The organism is Arthrobacter sp. JDC6 (assembly GCF_056484025.1).
Genome location: NZ_CM151278.1, coordinates 3029260 through 3053556, shown reverse-complemented (window position 1 = coordinate 3053556; position 24297 = coordinate 3029260). Strand labels below are relative to the sequence as shown.

The following is a 24297-nucleotide window of genomic DNA, read 5'->3' as shown; positions in this document are numbered from 1 at the left end:
CGGGTGAACCGATCTGATCAGGAGGAACGGGTGGCGGATGGTGGAGCGGGGGTGTTGAAGCCGGTGGCCAGCAGGGCCATGGCATCGATGAGCAACTGCCGGAGCTCGGCCAGGGATGCGGGTGTCAGGTCCGGACCGCGGCGGCTGAACCACACCTCCATGGCTGCCTTTCCGCAGGAGATGATCGAGCCGGCCAGGGCGTGGACATAAAGCTCGTCCTGGGCGCCGGGGGTGCCGGCGAGGCGTTCGCGGGCGACGGTGAAGACCTGCGCCCGGCAGTGGTCCCACGCCTCGAGTTCCGGGTGCGACATCAGCGGGCTCTGCTGGGTCAGCGTGAACAGTTCCGCCAGCGGCGCCACGGCCTTGGGGTCGGCAAGGGCCATCAGCGCGGCCTGGGCGGATTCCAGCATGGGCTCGTCCGCCGGGCGGAGGCGCAACTGCTGAATCGCGTTGTCCAGGAAGCCATGGACGATGGAGGCCAGGGCGGCGTCGGTGCTGCTGAAGTAGTTGAAGAAGGTGCGGCGCGAGATCCCCGCGGCGTCGGCGATGTCTTCCACCGTGAAGTTTCCGGGGCCTTTGGAGCGCAGGAGTTCCAGTGCGGCGTCGGTGATCGCCTGGCGGGTGGCGGCCTTGTTCAGCTCGCGCCGGGAAGGTGCGGCGGGTTCGTCCGGCGGGGCAACGGGTGATGTCACGCGCTTACACTACGTGCAAGTTTGCACTCAATGCAACTTAAATTCACAGGAGAGCCATAGCTTCCCGACAGCCCTTCCTGATCCTTGCACCGGATGCTTGGTATGCCTCGCCCGAGGCGAATCACCAGGAGCCGTCAGTTGACGGCGAATCAGGAGACACGACATGAGACGCACGAAGAAGATGACCGTGGGCCTGACGGCCGCAGCGCTGGCGCTTGGTGCCGGAATCGGCGTGGCCGGCATGGCATCCGCCACCACGACGCCCACTCCCACACCCAGCGCGGGTTCCAGTGCTGCCGCTGACGGAACTACCGGCAGCGCCCCCGATGGCATGGGCAGGCACGGCGGCCGCGGCGGCCATGGGATGGAGCAGGCCTCGGCGCTGGCAGCGAAGCTGGGCGTTGATGAAGCCAAGGTGGCCGACGCCTTGAAGGCCTTCCGCGAAGCCAACAAGCCCACCACGCCGCCGGCCGAGGGCCAGAAGCCGGATCCTGCCGCCCGCGAGGCTGCACTCGCCAAGTCCCTTGCTGCATCGCTGGGCATCGATGAAGCGAAGGTGACCGCAGCGCTGCAGGAGATCCGCAGCGAGGAAGAGGCCGAACATGCAGCCGGACTCAAGTCCCGCCTGGACAAGGCTGTAGCGGATGGAAAGCTGACCCAGGCTGAAGCCGACGCCGTGACGAAAGCCATCCAGAACGGGGTAATCGGAGGTGGCTGGCACTGACCATCACAGTTGTTGAGCGATACGCGCAGCCCTGATTGCAGAAAGGCGTCCCCGGGAGAATCTCCCGGGGACGCCTTTCCTTGCTGCTGTGCCTTACGCCTTTGCATCCTGCAGTTCGCGGGGTGCGGTGTCGGCGCTGGTGCCGTCGGTAGCGGTTTCGCCGGCGGCAGCATCGGCGTCGCTGTCATCCACGAACGGGGTCCCGTTGCGGGGTGCGTTGTACAGCGATTCGTCCAGGATGCCCTGGCGCTTGGCCACGATGGTGGGAACCAGGGCCTGGCCGGCCACGTTCACAGCGGTGCGCCCCATGTCCAGGATGGGATCAATGGCCAGGAGGAGTCCGACGCCGGCCAGCGGCAGTCCCAGCGTGGAGAGCGTCAGGGTGAGCATCACCACGGCGCCGGTGGTGCCGGCGGTTGCGGCGGAACCGAGGACGGAAACCAGTGCGATCAGCAGGTACTGGCTGAAGTCCAGCTGGATGCCGAAGAACTGGGCCACGAAGATTGCCGAGATCGCGGGGTAGATGGCAGCGCAGCCGTCCATCTTGGTGGTGGCGCCCAGCGGCACGGCGAAGGAGGCGTAGGCGCGGGGGACGCCCAGGCTGCGTTCGGTGACGCGCTGCGTCAGCGGCAGGGTTCCCACGGACGAGCGGGACACGAAGGCCAGCTGGACGGCGGGCCACACGCCGGAGAAGTACTGCTTGATGGACAGTCCGTGGCTGCGGACCAGGACGGGGTAGACGACGAACAGCACCAGGACCAGGCCGGCGTAGATGGCCACGGTGAACTTGCCAAGCGAGCCGATGGTGTCCCAGCCGTAGACGGCCACGGCGTTGCCGATGAGGCCAACGGTGCCCAGCGGCGCGATGCGGATGATCCACCACAGGACCTTCTGGATCACGGCAAGGGCTGAGGCGTTGAGGTTGAGGAACGGCTCCGCAGCCGTGCCCACCTTGAGCGCGGCGACGCCCACGGCGATGGCGATCACGAGGATCTGAAGGACGTTGAAGCTGACCGAGGTGGTGACGGCGCCGGAATCGCCGACCGTGGAGCTGGCACCCAGGCCCAGGAAGTTCTTGGGGAAGAGGCCCACCAGGAAGGCCCACCAGTCACCGGACTTGCCGGTGTACTTGGCTTCCCCGCTGATGCCGGTGTTGGCGCCGGGCTGCAGCAGCACGCCCAGGCCGATGCCGATCAGCACGGCGATCAGGGACGTAATGGCGAACCACAGGAGCGTGTTCCAGGCCAGCCTGGCGGCGTTGGACACCTGGCGCAGGTTGGAGATGGAGCTGACGACGGCGGTAAAGATCAGCGGGACCACGGCGGTCTGCAGCAGGGACACATAGCTTGAGCCGATGGTCTGCAGGGTGGCGCCGAGGGCGTTGGGGTTGGCCTTGGTACTGCCGGTGTACTTGGCCAGCAGGCCGAGGCCAAGGCCCACGATGAGGGCGGCGATGATCTGGAAGCCGAACGAGCCCGCCCACCTGGGCAGCTGGAATCCGGTCTTCCCTGCGGGGGACGGGGTGCTTGTCTGAGTGCTCACCCGACTACGCTAGAGCCACCCCGCATACCACGACGAACGAACATTGAGAAATATTACGCGCCCACGCTCACGCAGGAAGCCGGCAAACCGAGCAAACACAAGGCAGACGGCGGCCTATGTTACTTATTCCCGCCCCGGGTGTGCTTAATGTCTCCTGTTGCCCTCCCTCCCCGAAGGGGGGAGACTACGAGAGCAGCGCCCGGCGGAGCGTGTCGAGTCCAACGGAGCCGATGTTGAGGGCCTTGGTGTGGAACTCCTTGAGGTCGAACCCGGGCCGGGCCTCAAGTTCGGCGCGGATCTGTTCCCAGAGGCGCTGGCCTACTTTGTAGGAGGGGGCCTGGCCTGGCCAGCCGAGGTAGCGGGTGAACTCGAAGTTGAGTTGGCCTTCGCTGATGGGGAGGTTTTCCTTGAGGAAGCCGTAGCCCTTGTCCGCGGTCCAGGTGCCGGATCCCCAGCGTTGGGGCATCTCGAGTTCGAGGTGCACGCCGATGTCGAAGACCACGCGGGCGGCGCGCATGCGCTGCATGTCCAGCATGCCCATGTGGTCGCCGGGATCGTTGAGGTAGCCCAGTTCCTGCATGAGCTTTTCCGCGTAGAGTGCCCAGCCTTCGCCGTGGCCGGAGGTCCAGCAGACGTTCCGGCGCCATTTGTTCAGCAGCTCGCGGCGGTAGGTTGCGGTGGCCACCTGGAGGTGGTGGCCCGGGACGCCCTCGTGGTAGACGGTGGTGGTTTCAGCCCAGGTGGTGAACGTGTCCTCGCCGGCGGGGACGGACCACCACATGCGGCCGGGGCGGCTGAAGTCGTCGGACGGGCCGGTGTAGTAGATGCCGCCCTCGTCGGTGGGAGCGATCCGGCACTCGAGTTTCTTCATGACGTCGGGGATGTCGAAGTGCACTCCGGCGAGTTCGGCAACGGCTTTGTCGGAGAGGCCCTGCATCCATTCCCGGAGCGCCTCGGTGCCTTTCAGTTGCCGGGAGGGGTCGTTGTTGAGGATGTCCTTGGCTTCGGCGATGGTGGCGCCTGCCTTGATGGTGTCCGCAACGCGCTCCTGTTCCGCGATGAGGCGGTCCAGTTCCTCGACGCCCCAGGCGTACGTTTCTTCCAGGTCCACTTCCGCCCCCAGGAAGGAGCGGGAGGCCAGGGCGTAGCGGGCCCTGCCCACGGCGTCCTTCTCAGGCGCGGCGGGGAGCAGTTCGGTGCGCAGGAATTCTGCCAGCCGGGCGTAGGCACCCCGGGCGGCGTCAGCACCGGCGTCGAGCGTAGTTTGCAGCGCAGCGGGCAGTGGCCCGTCAGCCGTGGTGGCCTCTGCGGCCAGTTTGGCGAAGAAGCCGTCCGGGGCGGCGTACTTGGTCACCTGTTCGATGACGGTCCGCACCTGGCGGGCAGCGGCCACCCGGCCGGAGTCCCTGGCCATGCGCAGGGATTCGGTGTAGCCGCTGATGGCGGCCGGCACGTTGTGGGCGCGCCCGGCGATGTGCTCCCAGTCCTGTTCGGTGCCGGTGGGCATGAGGTCGAAGATGGCCCTGATGTCCTGGGCCGGGGAGGCGATGTTGTTCAGGTCCGCGTATTCCCAGCCGGAGGCGTGGATCAGCAGTTGCAGGCCGAGCCGTTCCCGCATGGCGTCCAGGGTGACGGCGTCCACGTCGTCTTCCGGTTCCAGGCCCTCCAGGGCAACCAGGGCCTCCCGCGCCGCCTCCGCGAATCCGGCAATGCCGGCGGGGGAGAAATCCTGGTACTCCGTTTCATGGCCCGGCAGGCCAAGGGTGGTGGCGAAGGTCGGGTTGAGCCTGATGAGGGTGTCCGTGTAGTTGTCCGCGACGGCGTCGATCCGGGTGTGCGGGCGCGCGGCGGGTGCAGTGTCTGTAGTCACATGACGAGACTATCGCCCGGACTGCGCCGGGGCCTGGGCCCACGCCGCCGGGGATCCACGCCCGGGACTCAGCCGCGGCTTCGTTTCCAGGCGCCGGGACCGGGCGTGGGTTCGAGCTTGAGCTGCTGCCGGCGCACCCAGTGCCGAACGGTCGGTTTGTCCGCACGTGCAGGTTCGGCGCCGCCAAGGGAGAGGACGACGGCGGTCAGTGCGGCCAATTCCTCGGCGTTCGGCTGTCCTTTGACCACAGAGAGCAGCGGGGCGGCAAGCGCTTCGGCGGCGTCGGCGGCCGGCCCGGTCCCGGTATTTTCGGTGGCCATCACAGCGGGATGTTCCCATGCTTCTTGGCGGGGAGGCTGGCGCGCTTGTCGCGCAGGGCACGCAGTCCCTTGATGATTTGGATCCGGGTATCGGAGGGGGCGATGACGGCGTCCACGTAACCCAGTTCGGCTGCCTGGTACGGGTTGAGGAGTTCTTCCTCGTACTGGCGGATCACCTCGGCGCGGCGGGCCTCAACGTCGCCGCCGTCCTGGGCGACCGCGGCGAGGTCGCGCCGGTAGAGGATGTTCACCGCGCCCTGCGCGCCCATCACACCGATCTGGGCCGTGGGCCATGCCAGGTTCAGGTCGGCGCCGAGCTTCTTGGAGCCCATCACGATGTAGGCGCCGCCGTAGGCCTTGCGGGTGATGACGGTGAGCTTGGGAACAGTGGCCTCGGCGTAGGCGTAGAGGAGTTTGGCGCCGCGGCGGATGATGCCCTGGAATTCCTGGTCCTTGCCGGGGAGGAACCCGGGGACGTCCACCAGGGTGATGATGGGGATGTTGAAGGCGTCGCAGTGCCGCACGAACCGGGCGGCCTTCTCTGACGCCGCGATGTCCAGGGTGCCGGCGAACTGCAGCGGCTGGTTGGCCACGATGCCCACGGTGTGGCCCTCCACCCGGCCGTAGCCGATCATCACGTTGGGGGCGTACAGGGCCTGCATCTCCAGGAAGTGCCCGTCGTCCACGATCTGTTCGACGACGGCGCGCATGTCGTAGGGCTGGTTGGCGGAATCCGGAACCAGCGTGTCCAGGGCGAGGTCGTCGTCGTCGACCTCCAACTCCTGCTGGTGCCCCAGCACCGGTGCCTCGGAGAGGTTGTTGGAAGGCAGGAAGTCCAGCAGTTCGCGCACGAACTCGATGGCGTCGGTCTCATCCGAGGCCAGGTAGGCGGACGTTCCGGTGGTGGCATTGTGCTGCCGGGCGCCGCCCAGGGTTTCCATGTCCACATCCTCGCCGGTGACGGTCTTGATGACGTCGGGGCCGGTAATGAACATGTGCGAGGTCTTGTCCACCATCACCACGTAGTCGGTGAGGGCCGGGGAGTAGGCGGCGCCGCCGGCGGAAGGCCCCATGATCAGGGAGATCTGCGGCACCACGCCGCTGGCGTGGACGTTGTTGCGGAAGATGTCCGCGAACATGGCCAGCGAGGCCACGCCTTCCTGGATGCGGGCGCCGCCGCCGTCCAGGATGCCGACGACGGGGCAGCCGTTGCGGAGCGCGAACTCCTGCACCTTGACGATTTTTTCGCCGTTGACCTGGCTCAGCGATCCGCCGTAGACAGTGAAGTCCTGGCTGTACACCGCCACCAGCCGGCCGTCGACGGTGCCGTAGCCGGAGACCAGGCCATCGCCCAGGGGTTTCTTCTTCTCCATGCCGAAGGCGGTGGAGCGGTGCACGGCCAGGGCGTCGAATTCTACAAACGAGTCTTCGTCCAGCAGCAGGGCGATGCGCTCGCGGGCCGTGTTCTTGCCGCGCGCATGCTGCTTTTCGATGGCTTCGGGGCCGGAGGGCTGTTCGGCGCGCGCCTGGCGGTCGCGGAAATCGGCAATCTTTCCCGCAGTCGTTGTCAGATCGTGGCTCATCAAGTGTCTCCGGCTCTGTAGCAGGTCAATTCTGTTGGCTGGCGGGCCCGTACTGTCTGGAGCTTTAAGTAGCATCCACACAAAAGACGAACCCTGCTGGCAAGTCTAGTGACGCTTTGGACGCCCGCAGCTGTAGGGAACCTACAATTTTCTGCCGTTCCTGCCACGTCCCCTCAATGTTACTCGCCGGTAACTTAGTTGGGTTACAGTGTTGCCATGACTTCAAGCGATGATGCTTTGCATGCTCCCGAAAGCCCCTACCGGGCCACCGGTTCCCTGGCGGGCAGGACCATCCTCATCTCCGGCGGCAGCCGGGGAATCGGACTGGCCATTGCCACAAGGGCGGCGCGGGACGGCGCCAATATAGTGCTGCTGGCCAAAACGGGGGAGCCGCACCCCAAGCTGGCGGGCACCGTGTATACGGCGGCTGCGCAGCTCGAGGAGGCCGGCGGCCAGGCGCTGCCGCTGGTGGGCGATGTGCGCAGGGACGAAGACGTGGCCGGCGCCGTGGCCGCAGCCGTTGAGCGGTTCGGCGGCATCGACGTCGTCATCAACAATGCCTCCGCCATCGACCTTTCCACCACTGATGCAGTGGACATGAAAAAGTACGACCTGATGCAGGACATCAACGTCCGCGGCACCTTCCTGTTGTCCAAGCTGGCGCTCCCGGCGCTCCGGAAGTCGGAACAGGGGCACATCCTCACGCTCTCGCCGCCGCTGAACCTCCACCCCTCCTGGGCGGGGAAGCACCTTGCGTACACCATGGCCAAATACGGGATGAGCCTGACCACGTTGGGGCTGGCGGAGGAACTGAAGGCTGACGGCATCAGGGTCAACTCCCTGTGGCCCTGCACCCTCATCGATACCGCCGCCATCCGGAACATGCCCCACGGCGAAACCATGGTGCTGGCGGCGCGTGGACCGCAGATCATGGCGGACGCCGCCCACGCCATCCTGACCGGCAGCAACCTCGCCGCCGGCGGCCCGCCGTCGGGCAACTTCTACACGGACGAGCAGGTCCTGGCGGCAGCGGGGGTGACCGATTTCCGTCCTTACAGCCTGGGAGCACCCGAAGACCGTCTGGTTCCGGACATCTTCCTCTAGGCGGCCGTACGGGCGTGGCCGGGTTGTCCTTCCCGGGGCGGCAGACGGCTCGGTGGGACCGGGCCAGGCTCGGTAGGATTTGGGTATGGACGACGCACACGCACCGGGCACCCCCCTGAACCGAGGGGACCTGGCCGACCAGCGTTTCCTCTCTGCCACCGGAATACCGCGGATCGACGTGGTGGACTCCACGGGCTCCACCAACGCGGACCTCCTGCGCGGTGTCACGGTGGAACCTTCGGCCTGGCCTGACCTCTCCGTGCTGACCGCCGAGTACCAGACCGCCGCCAGGGGACGCCTGGACAGGCGCTGGGAAGCGCCGCCACTGAGCTCCGTGTCCGTGTCCGTGGTGCTGCGTCCGGTCAACGCGGACGGCAGGCCCCTGCCCACCCAGAGCTACTCCTGGTTGTCCCTGATCGCAGCGCTGGCGCTGCGTGAGACGCTCCTGGAAACGGCCGGGATTCCGGCCGAGCTCAAGTGGCCCAACGACGTCCTGGTGCGGGGCAGGAAAATCGCCGGCATCCTCGCCCAGCTGGGGCCGATGGTTGATGGCAACGTGCCCCCGGTGATCCTGGGGACCGGCCTGAACGTCACCCTGACCGAAAGCGAACTTCCGGTGCCCACCGCCACCTCCGTGGCCCTGGAAGGTGCCCGCACCACGGACCGGACCGCGCTGCTGAAAAGCTACCTGTCCCACTTTGCGGTCCTGTACCGCAGTTTCTGCAACGCCGACGGCGACCCTGCGGCCGGGATGGCCGGTGGCCCGTCGCTGCACAAGAGGGTGGAAGCCGTGATGGTCACCCTGGGCAAGCAAGTGCGCGCACAGCTGCCCGGCGACCACGAGATCATTGGACACGCGTCCCGCCTGGACGATTACGGCTCCCTGCTGGTGGTGGACCGCGACTCGCGGGAGCACGTGGTGACCGCCGGCGACGTGGTGCACCTGCGGCCCTGGACGGCGCCGGACGCGCCAGGCCAAGGTGGTTATGCGTAGAATCCTGGTTCCCGGGGAGCAGGTCATCGTCACTACCCGCCCGCAGCCCCGGAAGCTGGCCGGGGCAGCCGTGGCCTTCGTGCTGGCGCCGGCGTTGGCGGCGTACGCCAGTGCCTGGATCGTCCGCGGCGGGGCAGCCCGCATGGCTCCTGCCCTTGGCCGCCAGTGGACGCCGTGGCTTGTCACTGCCTGCGTCCTCGCTGCTGCGGCTGTCTGGCTGGGCTACTGCCTGCCGCGCCTGCTCCGCTGGCAGGGCACCCGCTACACGCTTACCAGCCAACGGATGGTGGCGCGGTACGGGCTGCTTAACCGGCGGGACCAGCAGGTGAACCTGGCGTCGGTGCGTAACCTGACGGTCCACGAATCGCTGCTTCAGCGATTGGTGCGCTCGGGGAATATATCCTTGGAAACCGGGTACCAGGGCGTGGTGACTTTCCGCGACGTGCCTGAGGTTGCCAAATTCCGCGACTTTATCCTCGACGCCATCGGGGAACTGCCGGACGACAGCGCCCAGCCGGATGGCGCGACGCATTACCCTGCCGGTGCTTTTCCGGAGGACATGAGAGAAGGTGGACGGGATGACCGATGAGGACCAGCAGGAACGCGTCGACAGCACCGCCCCTGCCACCGCCGCCCTTGATCCTGACGCTGCGCCCGTGCAGGTGGCCCCTTCCGGCGACGCCGCACCGGAACCCGGATCCGCGCCGGAACCCGGTTCCACGCCGGCCGCGGCCATGCCGGATGCAGACCGGCACCCGCCCACCGGCGCCATGTCCGCCGAACGCCTGGCCATGAAGGCCCTCGAAGCCCGCCTCCTGGGCGGGGAACGGAAGCTCCGCCGTCGTGAAGTTGCCGCCGGCGCCGGACTCTCCCTGCTCTCTGCCCGCAAGCTCTGGCGTGCACTGGGGTTTCCGAATTTCGGCGACGAGGACGTTGCCTTCACCGAACGCGACCAGGCCGCCCTGTCCACCGTGGTGGACCTGGTCCGCGCCGGCAAGCTCACCGAAGAAGCAGCCATTTCGGTGACCCGCTCCATCGGGCAGATGACGGACCGCATGGTGGTCTGGCAGATCGAAGCCCTGGTGGAGGACATGGTCCACGAGCAGGGCGTCACCGATGCTGTGGCCCGCAAGCGCCTGGTCAACGAACTTCCCGCGCTGGTGGAAGCGCTGGAAGAGGTCCTGGTGTACTCATGGCGGCGCCAACTCAACGCCGGCGTCCAGCGCCTCGCCGTCCGTGCCGAGGCCGGGCTGCAGGCCAGCGAGGAAGGCCGTGAAGGCGATGAGGACGACGCGCCGCTGCCCCTGGCCCGCGCGGTTGGCTTCGCGGACCTTGTCTCCTACACCAGCCTGTCCCGCCGGATGAACGAAAAGACCCTCGCCCGGCTGGTCCAGCGCTTCGAAAACAAGTGCGCCGAAATCATCTCCGTGGGCGGCGGCCGGCTGGTCAAGACCGTGGGCGACGAAGTCCTGTACATCGCCGAAACCCCGGCGGCCGGTGCCGAGATCTCCCTGGCGCTGGCCGAGGCCTTCACCGAGGACGAGATCCTTCCCGAAGCCCGGGTGGCCATGGTGTGGGGCAGGATCCTGTCCCGCCTGGGCGACATCTACGGTCCCACGGTCAACCTGGCCGCCCGGCTGACCACCCTTGCCGATCCCGGAACGGTTCTGGTCGACTCCATGACGGCCTCCGCCCTGGAGCACGACGAGCGGTTCATCATGATTCCCCAGGCCCCGGAAAATGTCCGCGGCTTCGGTGAGATCAATCCCGTCCGCCTCACCCGCGGCCGGGGCAAGGGCCTGGTCCTGGACTAGGAAACCGGCAGCCGTCGAAGCCGCCCGGAAGAATTTGTCCATTTGCTGGCGTATAGCGGTATCGTTGTGGTGCCCGGGGTCCTGTGACGCCGGCTGCAGGCACAGAGCCTAGATTTACCGGGGGATTTCCACTCATGACACGTCGCGGACAAACGCGCGCCCAGAGCCCTGCTGCCAGCGCGCCCCGACGGCCCCGCCTGCCGCGATCGCGGTGGTTCACCGGCACTGCGTTTGGTGCTGTGGTTGCTGTTGTGGTGACGGGTGCTGTGTTGTATCCGGGGTTTAAGACCACTGAGGTGGAGTTGAATGACGGCGGCGTGTGGGTGGTGTCGAAGTCGAAGAATGCTGTGGGGCGGTTGAATTATCCGTCGCGGGTGTTGGACGGTGCGGTGACGCCGGCGTCGACGACTTTCGATGTGTTGCAGCATGCAGGTGAGGTGTTCGTCGATGACGAGACTGGTTCGACGTTGAATCAGGTGTCGCCGGCGAATATGCGCCTGGGTGGGGATAAGCAGTTGCCGGGGGCTGCTGATGTGAGTTTTGGGACGCGGACGATTTCGGTGACGGATGCTGCGTCGGGGAAGGTGTGGGCGGTGTCGCCGTCCACCGTGAATGGTTTTGATAAGGAAGCGTCGGAGCCGGTGATGGTCGGTTCGGCGGGCATCGTCTCTGCGGTGGGCTCTGATGACCGGGTGTATTCGGCGGACCCTAAGACCGGTGTTGTGACGGTGACGGGTGTTGACGCCAACGGTGAGGTGACGTCGTCGGAGTCCAGCACGTGGGATGGGCTTAAGGGTGCCGGGGATCTGCAAGTGACGGTGGTGGGGGACCGGCCGGTGGTGCTGGATGCCGCGGCGGGGAACCTGTTCCTGCCTGGTGGCAAGCGGCTGGCGCTGGAGAATGCCAGGGATGCGAAGTTGCAGCAGGCGGGGCCGGGCAGTGATGTTGTGGCGCTGGCCACGCGGAAGGCGTTGCTGAAGCAGCCGCTTGACGGGGGAGCGGCGAAGGTGGTGGCGTTCGACGGCGAGGGTGTCCCTGCTGCTCCGGTGCAGTTGGGCGGGTGTGTGCATGCGGCGTGGTCGGGTGCGAACAAGTATGTCCGGGATTGCGTCAATGATGGTGACGATAAGAAGGTTGACGTGCCCAGGGCGAGTGCGTCGCCGTCGTATGTTTTCCGGGTGAACCGGGACCTGGTGGTCCTGAATGATGTGAACTCCGGGAACGTGTGGCTGGTGAACCAGAACATGCAGCTGGTCAACAACTGGGACGACGTCATCCCACCAAAGAACCAGTCCGACGACGCCGACAAGGACTCCGCGGACGAGGTGCAGCAGACGGTTTTGCCGGACCGCACCAAACCCAACAGCGCCCCCGTGGCCAAACCGGACCAGTTCGGCATCCGGGCAGGGAAAACAACCATCCTGCCTGTCCTGGACAATGACTCTGACCCCGACGGCGACGTGCTGACCGTCCGCACTCCGGAAGGCGTCAAGACGGGCTCCGTTTCGCCCATCTACGGCTCCACCGGGCTGCAGATTGCGGTGCCCGCGGACAAGACGGGCAGCGAAACCTTCAAGTACACAGTGGATGACGGCCGCGGACTCTCTGCATCGGCCGACATCACCCTCAATGTCATTCCGGCCGGCAGCAACACACCGCCGCGACAAAAGCCCAACCGGAACACCACCCTGGTGGTCCAAACAGGCAAGGCCGTCACGCAGAACATCCTTCCCGACTGGATCGACCCCGACGGCGACGACTTGTTCGCCGTCTCCGTGTCCAGCACCGACCCGCTGGACCAGGCCCGGATCCGCCCAGACGGCCAGCTCACCTTCCAGGACTCCGGCGCCGCCCCCGGCCGTAAAAACCTGACCGTAACAATGTCGGACGGACAAGCCACGGCCGAAGGCAAAGTCACCGTGGATGTCAGGAGCCCCGGCTCCCTGCCGCCGATCGCCAACGCCGATCACGTGGTGGCCGTTGCCGGCACCGACACCGTCGTCACCCCGTTGAAGAACGATTCTGACCCGCAAGGCGGCACGTTGCGCCTGGCGCAGGCCACGCCCGATGCCGAGTCCACAGCCACCCTCAACCCGGACCAGCAGACTTTCACCTTCAACTCCCGCACCCTCGGCGCCCACTACGTCAGCTACCTTGTGACCAACGGCCCGGCCAGCGCCCAACAGCTGGTGCGCGTGGATGTGGTGCCGGGCACTGACGAGGGTGCTCCCGTCGCCGTCCGCGATACCGCACTGCTCCCCACCGGCGGCGACGTACTGGTGGATGTCCTGGGCAATGACTCGGATCCCTCGGGTGGCGTACTGGTGGTGCAGTCCGTCGCCGCCGACGCCGGCCTGCCGGTGAGCGTTGCGGTACTTGACCACTCGGTGGTCCGGATTACCGACATCCGCGCCGAAGGTCAGCTGACCGTCCGGTACACCGTCTCCAACGGCCGCTCGTCCGCGACCGGCGAGATCGCCGTACTGATGGTCCCCGCCCCGGCGAAGCTCCAGGCACCACAGGCAAAGCCGGACGAAGCCACCGTCCGGGTCAACGACGCCGTCACCATCCCCGTCCTGGCCAACGACGCCGACCCCAACGGCTCCAGGCTCGCACTCCTGCCCGACCTCGCCCAGCAGCCGGATGCCGCCGATGGACGCATGTTCGTGGCCGGTGACCAGCTGCGGTTCGTTGCCGGCCCCGAGGCGAAAACCGTATACGCCATCTACAAGGTGCAGAACGAATCCGGGCAAGTGGATTCCCAGCAAGTGACCATCCGCATCCGCGCCCGTGACGATGACCGGAACTCCCGCCCCGAGCCGCGCAACCTGACCGCGCGCGTGGTGGCAGGTATGACCGTCAAGGTACCCGTGCCCCTGGACGGCATCGACGCCGACGGCGACTCCGTCCAGCTCATCGGCATCGACAAGGCACCTGCCATGGGCACCGCAGTAGTACGGGACGGCTACCTGGAATTCACGGCGGCGGGCGACGCTGCCGGCACCGATAGCTTCACCTACCGGGTGCGGGACCGGATCGGCGCAGAGAACACCGGCACGGTGATCGTGGGCATCGCCCCGCCGGAGGCGAACAACCAGAAGCCCATTGCGGTGGACGACCCCGTGGATGTCCGGCCGGGCCGCAAAGTGGCGGTGGAGGCCCTGGCGAACGACTCCGACCCCGACGGCGACCCGCTCAGCCTGGTCTCCGATGGCTTCGAAGCCGGTTCCGGGTTGCAGGTGGAGGCCACAGACGGTGCCAGAGTCCTCTTCACGGCGCCCGGGGCTGCCGGCAACGAAAGCATCAGCTACCGCATCCAGGATGATAAGAAAGCTTCCTCCGGCGCCGTCATCCGGATCCGGATCAGCCCGGACGCCGAGCTCAAGCGTCCCGTGGCCAAGGATGACCGGGTAACGGTGGCAGAAACCCTTGGCAAGACCGCCGTCGATGTGCCCGTCCTGAAAAACGACACCGACGCCGACGGCGTGGCCACAGACCTGAAGGTCAGCCTGCCCGACGGAAATCCCAACGCCCGCCCGGGCGGGTCGGGCAACGTGGTGGTGACCCTCACCCCGGAAGACCAGCTGATCCCCTACACGGTCACGGACGTCGACGGCCTCACCTCCACTGCCCTGATGTGGATCCCGGGCCAGGGCGCGCAGTACCCTACCCTCGCCAAGACCGACACCGTTGAGGTCATGTCCGGCAAGGACGCCACCCTGGACCTGTCCGAATACGTCCGGGTCCGCAGTGGCCGCAGCGCCCGGATCACTGTGGCCGACTCCGTCCAGGTCCAGGGCGGCTCCCCGGAGGGCATTATCCTGCCCGACGGCAAAGCCCTGCGCTACACCGCCAAACCGGACTATGTGGGCCCGGGCTCCATCACCTTCGAAGTAACGGACGGCTCCGGACCCGACGACGCCGACGGCCTGAAATCCACCCTGGTCATCATGACCAAGGTGATCCCGGACCCCAACGCCAACCACCCGCCCACGTTCAGCGGCACCTCCGTGGACGTCCCCAGGGCCGAAACGGCAACGGTGGACCTCGCCGGACTGGCCAAGGACGTCGACGAACGGGACAAGGACAACCTCCGCTTCGAACTGGACGGGACGCTTCCCGCCGGCTTCAGCGCAAAGGTCGACGGCGCCACCCTCGCCATCACTGCCGATGGTTCCCTTGGCATCGGCGTCACCGGAAACATCCAGGTGAAGGTCACCGACGGCAGGTCACCCGCCGTCGGCGCCACCATCAGCGCACGCCATGTGGCCTCCAACCGGCCCCTGCCGGTGGCCAACGACGATGCGGTGGACAAGGCCAACGCAGGAAAGACGGAACAGGTCAACGTCCTGGCCAACGACTTCAACCCCTTCCCGGATACGCCCCTGCGGATCGTTGGCGCCACCGTGGAGACGGGCGCCGCAGCAGGCCAGCCGTCCGTGTCGGGGGACAGCGTCACCGTTACCCCGGCTGACGGGTACAAGGGCGTCATGGTGGTCCGCTACACCATGGCCGACAAGACGGGCGACCTGTCCCGCCAGGTGGACGGCCGGCTGCGGCTCACCGTCCGCGGCAAACCCGACGCACCCTCTGCCCCCAGCGCCACCGACGTCCGCAGCCGCACCGCCGTGCTCAAGTGGGCGCCGCCGTCGGACAACGGCGCTCCCATCACGGGGTACACCGTCCGCTCGAACAACGGCTTCGAACAGAAGTGCCCCACCACCACCTGCACGCTGAGCGGGCTCACGAACAACGTGAAGTACGTTTTCACGGTGCTCGCCACCAACGAGGTGGGGGACTCGCAGGCTTCGCCGCAGTCCAACGAAATCCGCCCTGACGAAAAGCCGTCACCGCCGGAAGCCCCCACGGTGAAGGCCGGGGACAAGACGATGGCGGTCACCTGGCCCGCGGCGAAGACCGAGGGCTCACCGGTGAAACACTACAACCTGGAAATTTCGCCGCCGCCAGCCAGTGGGGTGGCCGTCAAGAACGAGGTCGCCGGGCTGAACTACACCTGGACCGGCCTCACCAACGGCGTGAAGTACAAGGTGCGTGCGCAGGCCGTCAACGAGCTTGGCGCCTCCGACTGGGGAACGTATTCTGCGGAGGACAATCCCGCCGGTGTCCCGGCAGCGCCTGCAGCACCTTCGTCCGCCGTCGCATCATCCGTGGGGACCCAGAACCAGCTTCGGGTCACGTGGGCCGACCCCAACACCAACGGCGATCCGATCAGCACCTATTACGTCACCATGAGCGGTGGCAACGCCCCCGCCCAGACCCAGACCGTCCCCGGCAACGTCCGCACGGCGAACTTCACTGCCAACAACTCCGAGGCCGCCTACACGTTCACGGTGCAGGCTGAGAACAAGGCCGGCAAGGGAGCGGTCAGCCCGCCCTCCGCGCCCCGCCGCGCCACCGGCAAGCTGTCCCCGGTCTCCGGCGTGACGGCCACACCGGCCAACACCGGCGGAGCAGGACGCTCCGTGACCGTGGACTTCCGCAGGCTGACCGCGGCCGAACGCAACGGTTCTGCCGAGAATGAAGTCAGCTACAGCTACAACGCCAGCAACGGCGCCCGCGGACCCATCACGCCCGGGCAGACAATTAGTGGCTTCAGCAACGGCACCGCCGTCAGCATTACCGTCATCGCCAACTCGACAGTGGCCCCGAGCTCTGACGCCAGCACCCCTGCCACCACCACACCATACGGATCCCCGGGCACCCCCTCGGCGTCAGGTCAAAACGGCGGCGTGAACCAAAAGTCGGCCACCCTGAACTGGTCCTCACCGTCCACCAGCACCAATGACGTGGCGCAAACCAGGATCAGCATCAACAACGGAGGATGGGAGAACGTTGCCCCCTCCGGCAGCAGGACGGTCAACACGGCAAACTTCGGTGACACCGTGACCATCGCGGTCCAGACCTTCAACTCCGTAGGCACCGGCAGCGCGGTGGTCACGGCCAGCGCCTCTGCCGGCAAGCAGGGACTCTGGGAAACCCGGATCAAGACCTCGGACCCCAACTTCGTCAGGAGTTGTACCTTCACCCTGGGCGGATCAAACTACCGGCCAAGTCCATACTTCGACTGTGACGGCGTCAACGCGGACAGCCCACCCTGGTTCTACAAGGCGGACCAGGACCGCATCATGGTGGCGTGCTACATCGACCAGAGCGACAACTGGTCCGGCAACGGCATCGTCCGCTGGTGGCGGGTTGAATCCGGTTCCGCGCGCAACGTTGGCCGGTACGTCATCGCCGGCCACACCACGCTTGCGGATCCCGCAGCCCTGGGAGCCCCGCATTGCTGAGGGGGTCAATCCGGGACGTCCGGGGCAGATCTCCCCATCGCGCCGAATTCGGCAATTCGGTAGTCTTACGCCCGGGAAAAGAGAGCCTCGTACCGGTCTCTGACGAGGATGCCGTTCGGCCGCACAATCTGAGGAAAAACACGCTGTGACAACTCTGCTGGGGAAGCTTGGGCTGAAGAAGCGACATAAGAAGGCCGCAGCCGGTACTGCGTTTGGTGTGGTGCTGGCTGTGGTGGTGACGGGCGCGGTGTTGTATCCGGGGTTCAAGACCACTGAGGTGGAGTTGAACGATGGCGGTGTGTGGGTGGTGTCCAAGACCAAGAACGCTGTGGGTCGGTTGAATTATCCTTCCAGGGTGCTTGATGGTGCCGTGACGCCTGCGTCTACCACCTTTGATGTCCTTCAGCATGCGGGCGAGGTGTTCGTTGATGACGAGACTGGGTCGACGTTGAACCAGGTGTCGCCGGCGAATATGCGCTTGGGTGGGGATAAGCAGTTGCCGGGCTCGGCTGATGTGAGTTTCGGGGCGCGGACCATTTCAGTGACGGATGCTGCGTCGGGCAAGGTGTGGGCGGTGTCGCCGTCGACGGTGAATGGTTTTGACCAGGAGGCGTCGGAGCCGGTGATGGTGGGTTCTGAGGGGATTGTGTCGGCGGTTGGTTCTGATGACCGGATCTACTCGGCGGATCCGAAGACCGGGGTTGTGACGGTGACGGGTGTTGATGCCAATGGTGCGGTGACGTCGTCGGAGTCCAGTACCTGGGATGGGCTCAAGGGGGCCGGGGATCTGCAGATGACCGTGGTGGGGGACCAGCCCGTGGTGTTGGATGCTGCGGCGGGGAACCTGTTCCTGCCTGGTGGTAAGCGGTTGGCGTTGGAGAATGCCCGGGATGCGAAGTTGCAGCAGGCCGGGCCGGACAGCGATGTTGTGGCGGTGGCGACGCGGAAGGCGTTGTTGAAGCAGCCTCTTGACGGGGGGACGGCCAAGACGGTGGCGTTCGACGGCGAGGGTGTCCCTGCTGCTCCGGTGCAGTTGGGCGGGTGTGTGCATGCGGCGTGGTCGGGTGCGAACAAGTATGTCCGGGATTGCGTCAATGATGGTGACGATAAGAAGGTTGACGTGCCCAGGGCGAGTGCGTCGCCGTCGTATGTTTTCCGGGTGAACCGGGACCTGGTGGTCCTGAATGATGTGAACTCCGGGAACGTGTGGCTGGTGAACCAGAACATGCAGCTGGTCAACAACTGGGACGACGTCATCCCACCAAAGAACCAGTCCGACGACCAGGACCAGGAGTCGGCGGACAACAACACCATCAACATCCTGCCGGACCGCACCAAACCCAACCGGCCGCCGGAAACCAAGCCCGACGCCGTCGGCGTCCGCCCGGGCCGCACCACCATCCTCAGCGTCCTGGACAACGACTCCGACCCCGACGGCGACGTGCTCACCGCAGCGGTCGGGGAGGCCGGGCCCAAGTCCGGCACCCTGGAAAGCATCTACGGCGGCACGGCGTTCCAGATCACCGTGCCCGCGGACGCCAAACCCGGCACGGAGACTTTCAACTACAGCGCCTCCGACGGCCGCGGCCTGTCCGCCACGGGCCAGGTCACGCTCAGCGTCGTAGGACCCGATGAGAACAAGCAGCCGAAGTTCAAGCGCGGCGAAGACACCACCATGCTGGTGGAACAGGGCAAGACCGTCAGCCAGAACATCCTCACTGACTGGATCGATCCCGACGGCGATGACCTGGTCCTGCTGGACGCCAAGGCCGACAACGACCAGGACCAGGTCAAGGTACGGCGCGACGGCCTGCTCACCTTCCAGGATTCCGGGGCCACGGCCGGCAAGAAGAACGTCCAGGTCACCATCTGGGACGGCCGCGCCACTGTCACCGGCAAGGTGGTGGTCAATGTCCAGCCGCCCGGCGCCCTGGCACCCGTGGTCAACGCCGACCACGTCACCGCCGTCGTGGGCCAGGACCTGGTCATCTCCCCGTTGAAGAACGACGTCGATCCCAACGGTGGTGCCCTCCGGCTGGCCCAGGTGGAAGCCAACGGCCCTGCCGAACTCGGCCCCGTCACCGACGGCGGCACCTTCACCTTCCGCAGCACCACCCCCGGTCCGGTCTACCTCACCTACATTGCCAGCAACGGCCCGCAAAGCAGCCAGGGCCTCATCCGCGTCGACGTGGAATCCGGCAACGACGGCGGCGACCCCGTGGCGGTCCACGACGTGGCCCTCATGCCTACCGGCGGCAGTGTGCTCCTGGACCCGCTGGCGAATGACTCCGACCCATCCGGCGGCGTCCTGGTGCTGCAGTCCGTCAAACTTCCGGACAACGCCACCGTCTCCGTCAGCGTAATCAACCACAGCGTCCTGAGGATCACGGACATCCTCGGCACCAAGGACCCCATCCTCTTCGAATACACCATGTCCAACGGCAGGAAGTCCGCCACGGGCAGCGTGTCCGTGGTGCCCGTTCCGGCCCCCGCTGTGTTGGAGGCGCCGCAACCCAAACCGGACGAGGTGAACGTCCGCGTCAACGACGTCGTCACCATCCCGGTCCTGGACAACGACACCCATCCGCAGGGCCAGGAACTGTCTGTGGACCCCGTCCTGCCGCAGGCCGTGGATCCCGCCGACGGCAAGAGCTTCGTCTCCGAGAACACGCTCCGCTTCATTGCCGGCAGCCAGCCCAAGACCGTGCGCGCCATCTACAACGCGGTGGATCCGCAGAGCCAGAAGAGCGCAGCCGCCGTCACCATCCACATCCTGCCGCTCGAGGGCGCGGAGAACTCCCGCCCCCAGCCGCGCAACCTGACCGCCCGCGTGGTGGCGGCCGGCACCGTCCGGATTCCGGTTCCCCTTGACGGCATTGACCCCGACGGCGACTCGGTGCAGCTGACCGGCATCGACAGCACCCCTGCCATGGGAACCGCCACGGTGGGCAGTAACTTCATCGACTTCACCGCCGCAGGTGACGGCGCCGGTACAGACACCTTCCGCTACAAAGTGGTGGACCGCCAGGGCGCCATCAACACGGGCACGGTGACGGTGGGCATCGCACCCCGCGGCGAGTCCAACCAGAAGCCCACCCCGGTGGATGACGAGGTCCGGGTACGCCCGGGCCGGCAGATCGCCGTCGACGCGACAGCCAACGATACCGATCCCGACGGTGACCGCATCCGCATCCTCACCGACGGCATCGAGGCGGATCCCGCGCTGCAGGCGAGAGTGAGCAAGAACAGCGGACGCGTCATCCTGCTTGCACCGAAGGAAGCCGGGACCGTCAATGTTCGGTACACCGTGGCTGATGACAGGGACGCTGCGGCTCAGGCAACCATCCGGCTGGTGGTTGACAACGACGTGCCGTTGAAGGCCCCGATCGCCAGGGACGACAGGGTGACTGCCGCGCAGGCCATGGGCAAGACCGCCGTGGACGTTCCCGTCCTCAAGAATGACGAGGACCCGGACGGTGTGGGCGAGAACCTGAAGATCAGCACCGAGGCCGCGACTGCCCGCCCCGGCGGCAATGGCAACGTTCTGGTGGACCTCACCGAGCAGCCCCAGCTCATCCCGTACACCGTGGAAGACGTGGACGGGCAGCAGTCCACGGCAATCATTTGGGTGCCCGGGCTGGGCCAGCAGGTTCCCACCCTGGCCAAGGATGAGGTCATCGAGGTGGTCGCCGGACAGTCCGTCGACGTGGACCTCAAGGAATGGGTCAAGGTCCGGGAAGGACGGTCGCCCCGCCTGACCCAGGCCGACCGCATCAAACTCATCGGCGCGGACGGCGGCGACCCCATCATCCGGGACGGTGCTGGCCTGAAATACTCTGCAGGAGCTGACTACGTTGGCCCCGGATCGCTCACGTTCGAAGTAACCGACGGCTCGGGCCCAGACGATCCTGCCGGCCTGAAGTCCACCCTCAGCATCCGTACAAAGGTGCTCCCGGACCCCGATAAGAACAACCCGCCGGAACTGCTCGGCGCGGACGTTGATGTCCCGAAGGGTGACACGGCCAGCACGGACCTGGGAAAGCTGACCTCCGATCCCGACCGGGACGACGTCGAAAAGATGAAGTACCAGCTGGTGGGCGACCCGCCCGGCGGTTTCGGTGCACGTATCGAAGGCCAGACGCTGAAGGTTTCGGCGGCGGATTCCACGGCCACCGGTACCAGGGCTGCCGTCCAGGTCAAGGCGACCGACCCCCGCGGGCTTGAAGCCACGGCCACGTACCAGCTTGCCGTGACCGCCTCCAACCGGCCCAAGCCGGTGGCCAACGACGACGTGCAGGACAACGCGGCCGCCGGCAAGCCGGTGACGATCAACGTCCTGGCAAACGATGCCAACCCGTTCCCCGAAACACCGCTCAAGATAATCGCCGCCAACACCGAGACCGGCAGCGGCAACGTGGGCGTCAATGGTGACTCCATCACCGTTACCCCTGCCCCGGGCTTCACCGGGACTCTTGTGGTTGCCTACACGGTGGAGGACAAAACGCAGGACAGCTCCCGGCATGCCACGGCCCGGGTCCGGCTGACTGTCAAGGACAAGCCTGCAGCTCCCACCACGCCCCAGGCCCAGAGCGTGGGGGACCAGACCGCATTGCTGAACTGGTCCGCGCCGGCGGACCGCGGCTCGCCCATCACGAAGTACACGGTGTATGGGGAAGGCGGCTTCCGGCAGGACTGCCCGGCCAACACCTGCACCCTGAATGGACTGACCAACAACACCACCTACCACTTCCAGGTGACGGCCACCAACGAGTTCGGTGAATCCGACCGGTCCCCGGCCTCGGCCGACGTCCGTCCTGACGTGAAGCCCGACACCCCGCTGGCGCCGTCGCTGAAGTTCGGCGACAAGCAGTTGACGGTCACCTGGACGGCTCCGGCCAGCAAGGGCTCGCCGGTGAAGTCCTACGACCTGGAGATATCCCCGGCTCCTGCCGGCCAGAATGCCCAGGTCCAGGGACTGACATCCGTCAACTACGTCTGGAAGGGCCTGCAGAACGGCGCCTCCTACAAAGTCCGGGTCTTGGCCCGCAACGACGCCAAGGACCCCTCCGAATGGAGCCCATATTCGGCGGCGGAAGTCCCTGCCGGTGTCCCGGCAACCCCTGCAGCGCCCAGCGTGGCACAGGCGACGCCGGTGGGCTCGCAGAGCCAGTTGCGGGTGGTTTGGTCGGCACCCAATAACAACGGTGACGCCGTTTCCGCCTACACGCTGACTACGCTTCGGGGCGGAGCCGCCATTGCCAGCCAGCAGGTGTCCGGTACGTCGCAGAACGTCACGGTGGACAACTCGGAGTCCAGTTACACCTTCACCGTTTCGGCCACGAACAAAGCCGGCACCAGCAACACCAGTGCGCCGTCGGCCGCCACGCGTGCCGTAGGCAAACCCGGAACGGTGGCGGCTCCCTCAGCTACTTTGGTGGACACCAACGGCAACGGCGGCAAGATCGATGTCCGGTTTACGCCGCTGACGGACGCCCAGCGGAACGGCTCGGCGCTCAGCGAAATTTCCTACCGCTACAGCCTGACCTCCGGAGGGGGCTCCGGCACTATCCCTGCCGGCGGAGGCGTGGTTGCCGCCGCCAACGGCACCCAGACCTCAGTGGTGGTGTGGGCTGTTTCCTCCCGGAGTACCTCCGCCGGTGATGCCAGCGCCCCGTCCAACGCCGTCAACCCGTATGGTCTGGCCTTTGCCCCGAATGTCACGGGAAGCAAGAGCGGCGGCGTGGGCGACAATACGGTCTCCTGGACCTGGAACCAGCCGGACGGCAACGGCCGGGCAGTGACCGGTTACCAGTACAGTGTCGACGGCGGAGCGTGGCAGGACACCAACCAACGGTCATTCTCGAAAACCGTTGGTTACAGCCAGACAGTCACGCTCCGTGTCCGGGCCATCAGCGCCGGACAGGCCGGCCGCATCGGCAGCGATACATCCAGCAGCGGCGCCGCCCCGCCGCCGCCGGGACCCAAGCTGTGGAACGTCGTCGTCCGGGTCAACAGCTGCCTTGAAGAAGCCAAGGGCACCGGCGACCACTGGGGCTCCGGAAACTGCACGTCCTACATGATGCCGCAGGGGTCCAACCTTGGGCTCGAGTGCTACCGCGATGGCTGGGGCTCCAGCCGCTGGTACTACATCTACGAACGGAACGGTACCCGGTGGACCAACCAGTACCGGTTCATCAGGGCTGACACCATCACCGGGTCAACCGCCGGAATGGGATCCTGCCCGGCCAGTTACTAGGGCAGGCGCAACCTGCTCTGCCAACAAGCACTTCAACCAGCCACAACCAGAGGAAGAACAACTTTCATGACCATGACCATTGAGCAGGCCGAGTGGTTTGCAGGCACATTCGAAAAGCTGGTTGCCAACGTGGGGCAGGCGGTGCTGGGCAAGGAACACGTCATCCGGCTTACCTTCACAGCCATGCTGGCCGAGGGCCACGTCCTGTTTGAGGACGCCCCGGGTACGGGCAAGACCTCTCTTGCACGGGCGCTGGCCGCCACCGTACAGGGGTCCAACAACCGCATCCAGTTCACCCCCGACCTGCTGCCCTCCGACGTCACCGGCGTGACGATCTACGACCAGAAGACGCAGAAGTTCGAGTTCCACAAGGGCCCGATCTTTAACAACATCGTCCTGGCCGACGAAATCAACCGTGCCTCGCCCAAGACCCAGTCCGCGCTGCTTGAGGTCATGGAGGAATCCCGGGTCACCGTGGACGGCGTGACGTACTCGGCCGGGCGGCCGTTCATGGTGATGGCCACCCAGAACCCCATCGAGCAGGCAGGCACCTACCGCCTGCCCGAGGCCCAGCTGGACCGCTTCCTGATCAAGACCTCCATCGGCTACCCTGACCACGCCTCCACCGTCCGGCTGCTGGGCGGAAACAACCTGAAGGACCGGTCCAAGGACCTGTCTGCCGTCATCACCACCCAGGCGGTGGCGGACATGGCCGACCTCGCCGCCACGGCGCACGTGGACACCGCCGTGCTTGAGTACATCTCCCGGCTCTGCGAGGAAACCCGCAGTGCCCCGGAGACGCGCCTCGGCGTCTCCGTCCGCGGCGCCCTGGCCATGGTCCGGGCCGCCAAGGTCTGGGCTGCCTCGCAGGGACGGAACTTTGTGCTGCCGGATGACATCAAGGAACTGGCACCCGTGGTGTGGACCCACCGGTTCGTGATGGACCCCGAAGCCGAATTCTCGGGCGCCACCGCTGAGGCCGTGCTGACCAGGATCCTCGCCGACGTCGCCGCCCCGCAGCAGCGCACCAACGCCTGAGGCGCCGGGCCCGCGGCTTCAAGCCGCAGCCACCACCACTGACATTCCAGCG

The 24297-nt window shown here is 66.4% G+C and carries 13 protein-coding genes; 8 read left to right on the top strand and 5 right to left on the bottom strand.

The window, feature by feature from the left end; all coding sequences use genetic code 11:
- Positions 1–17 precede the first annotated feature (17 nt).
- Positions 18–692 carry a TetR/AcrR family transcriptional regulator gene (locus ACV095_RS14165; RefSeq protein ID WP_056393552.1) on the bottom strand — a complete coding sequence of 225 codons (675 nt, stop codon included), beginning with the start codon at positions 690–692 and terminating at the stop codon, positions 18–20.
- 163 nt (positions 693–855) lie between these two features.
- Here ACV095_RS14165 and ACV095_RS14160 point away from each other — a divergent pair, with 163 nt between their 5' ends.
- The gene (locus ACV095_RS14160) at positions 856–1416 is read left to right on the top strand and encodes a hypothetical protein (RefSeq protein WP_223994523.1); all 561 of its coding nucleotides are present in this window, start codon (positions 856–858) and stop codon (positions 1414–1416) included.
- A gap of 93 nt (positions 1417–1509) precedes the next feature.
- On the opposite strand, the gene ACV095_RS14155 is transcribed toward ACV095_RS14160, so the two are convergent.
- The 4 genes from ACV095_RS14155 to ACV095_RS14140 form a co-directional block, all read right to left on the bottom strand.
- Positions 1510–2958, bottom strand: a complete 1449-nt coding sequence (locus ACV095_RS14155) for a dicarboxylate/amino acid:cation symporter (protein WP_478222113.1) — start codon at positions 2956–2958, stop codon at positions 1510–1512.
- Between the two features lie 184 nt (positions 2959–3142).
- Positions 3143–4828 carry a DUF885 domain-containing protein gene (locus ACV095_RS14150; RefSeq protein ID WP_478222112.1) on the bottom strand — a complete coding sequence of 562 codons (1686 nt, stop codon included), beginning with the start codon at positions 4826–4828 and terminating at the stop codon, positions 3143–3145.
- Positions 4829–4896: 68 nt separating this feature from the next.
- Positions 4897–5148, bottom strand: a complete 252-nt coding sequence (locus tag ACV095_RS14145) for an acyl-CoA carboxylase subunit epsilon (RefSeq protein ID WP_018770092.1) — start codon at positions 5146–5148, stop codon at positions 4897–4899.
- Complete coding sequence (locus ACV095_RS14140; RefSeq protein WP_018770091.1) at positions 5148–6731, bottom strand: acyl-CoA carboxylase subunit beta; 1584 nt, start codon at positions 6729–6731, stop codon at positions 5148–5150. Before ACV095_RS14140 ends, ACV095_RS14145 begins: the two co-directional genes overlap by 1 nt.
- Before the next feature lie 216 nt (positions 6732–6947).
- Between ACV095_RS14140 and ACV095_RS14135 the strand changes: the two genes are divergently transcribed.
- From ACV095_RS14135 to ACV095_RS14105, 7 genes are all read left to right on the top strand, one after another.
- Positions 6948–7835 (top strand): SDR family oxidoreductase, encoded by an 888-nt coding sequence (locus ACV095_RS14135; RefSeq protein ID WP_224084385.1) that lies wholly within the window; start codon positions 6948–6950, stop codon positions 7833–7835.
- Positions 7836–7920: 85 nt separating this feature from the next.
- Positions 7921–8829 carry a biotin--[acetyl-CoA-carboxylase] ligase gene (locus tag ACV095_RS14130; protein ID WP_142073951.1) on the top strand — a complete coding sequence of 303 codons (909 nt, stop codon included), beginning with the start codon at positions 7921–7923 and terminating at the stop codon, positions 8827–8829.
- Positions 8822–9418 carry a PH domain-containing protein gene (locus ACV095_RS14125; protein ID WP_018770088.1) on the top strand — a complete coding sequence of 199 codons (597 nt, stop codon included), beginning with the start codon at positions 8822–8824 and terminating at the stop codon, positions 9416–9418. Before ACV095_RS14130 ends, ACV095_RS14125 begins: the two co-directional genes overlap by 8 nt.
- 145 nt (positions 9419–9563) lie before the next feature.
- On the top strand, positions 9564–10643 hold the full coding sequence (locus tag ACV095_RS14120) for an adenylate/guanylate cyclase domain-containing protein (protein ID WP_478223458.1): 1080 nt from the start codon (positions 9564–9566) through the stop codon (positions 10641–10643).
- A gap of 134 nt (positions 10644–10777) precedes the next feature.
- Positions 10778–16951, top strand: a complete 6174-nt coding sequence (locus tag ACV095_RS14115) for an Ig-like domain-containing protein (RefSeq protein WP_478222111.1) — start codon at positions 10778–10780, stop codon at positions 16949–16951.
- Between the two features lie 145 nt (positions 16952–17096).
- Positions 17097–23207 carry an Ig-like domain-containing protein gene (locus ACV095_RS14110; RefSeq protein ID WP_478222110.1) on the top strand — a complete coding sequence of 2037 codons (6111 nt, stop codon included), beginning with the start codon at positions 17097–17099 and terminating at the stop codon, positions 23205–23207.
- Between the two features lie 66 nt (positions 23208–23273).
- Entirely contained in the window at positions 23274–24245 is a 972-nt protein-coding gene (locus ACV095_RS14105) for an AAA family ATPase (protein WP_223994548.1), read from the top strand.
- The last annotated feature ends 52 nt before the right edge of the window (positions 24246–24297 follow it).

Coding starts and splice junctions, on each gene's coding strand:
- ACV095_RS14140 (WP_018770091.1), bottom strand. CDS start 6,731: ATGAGCCACGATCTGACAACGACTGCGGGAAAGATTGCCGATTTCCGC.
- ACV095_RS14115 (WP_478222111.1), top strand. CDS start 10,778: ATGACACGTCGCGGACAAACGCGCGCCCAGAGCCCTGCTGCCAGCGCG.
- ACV095_RS14145 (WP_018770092.1), bottom strand. CDS start 5,148: ATGGCCACCGAAAATACCGGGACCGGGCCGGCCGCCGACGCCGCCGAA.
- ACV095_RS14105 (WP_223994548.1), top strand. CDS start 23,274: ATGACCATGACCATTGAGCAGGCCGAGTGGTTTGCAGGCACATTCGAA.
- ACV095_RS14135 (WP_224084385.1), top strand. CDS start 6,948: ATGACTTCAAGCGATGATGCTTTGCATGCTCCCGAAAGCCCCTACCGG.
- ACV095_RS14125 (WP_018770088.1), top strand. CDS start 8,822: ATGCGTAGAATCCTGGTTCCCGGGGAGCAGGTCATCGTCACTACCCGC.
- ACV095_RS14130 (WP_142073951.1), top strand. CDS start 7,921: ATGGACGACGCACACGCACCGGGCACCCCCCTGAACCGAGGGGACCTG.
- ACV095_RS14120 (WP_478223458.1), top strand. CDS start 9,564: ATGCCGGATGCAGACCGGCACCCGCCCACCGGCGCCATGTCCGCCGAA.
- ACV095_RS14160 (WP_223994523.1), top strand. CDS start 856: ATGAGACGCACGAAGAAGATGACCGTGGGCCTGACGGCCGCAGCGCTG.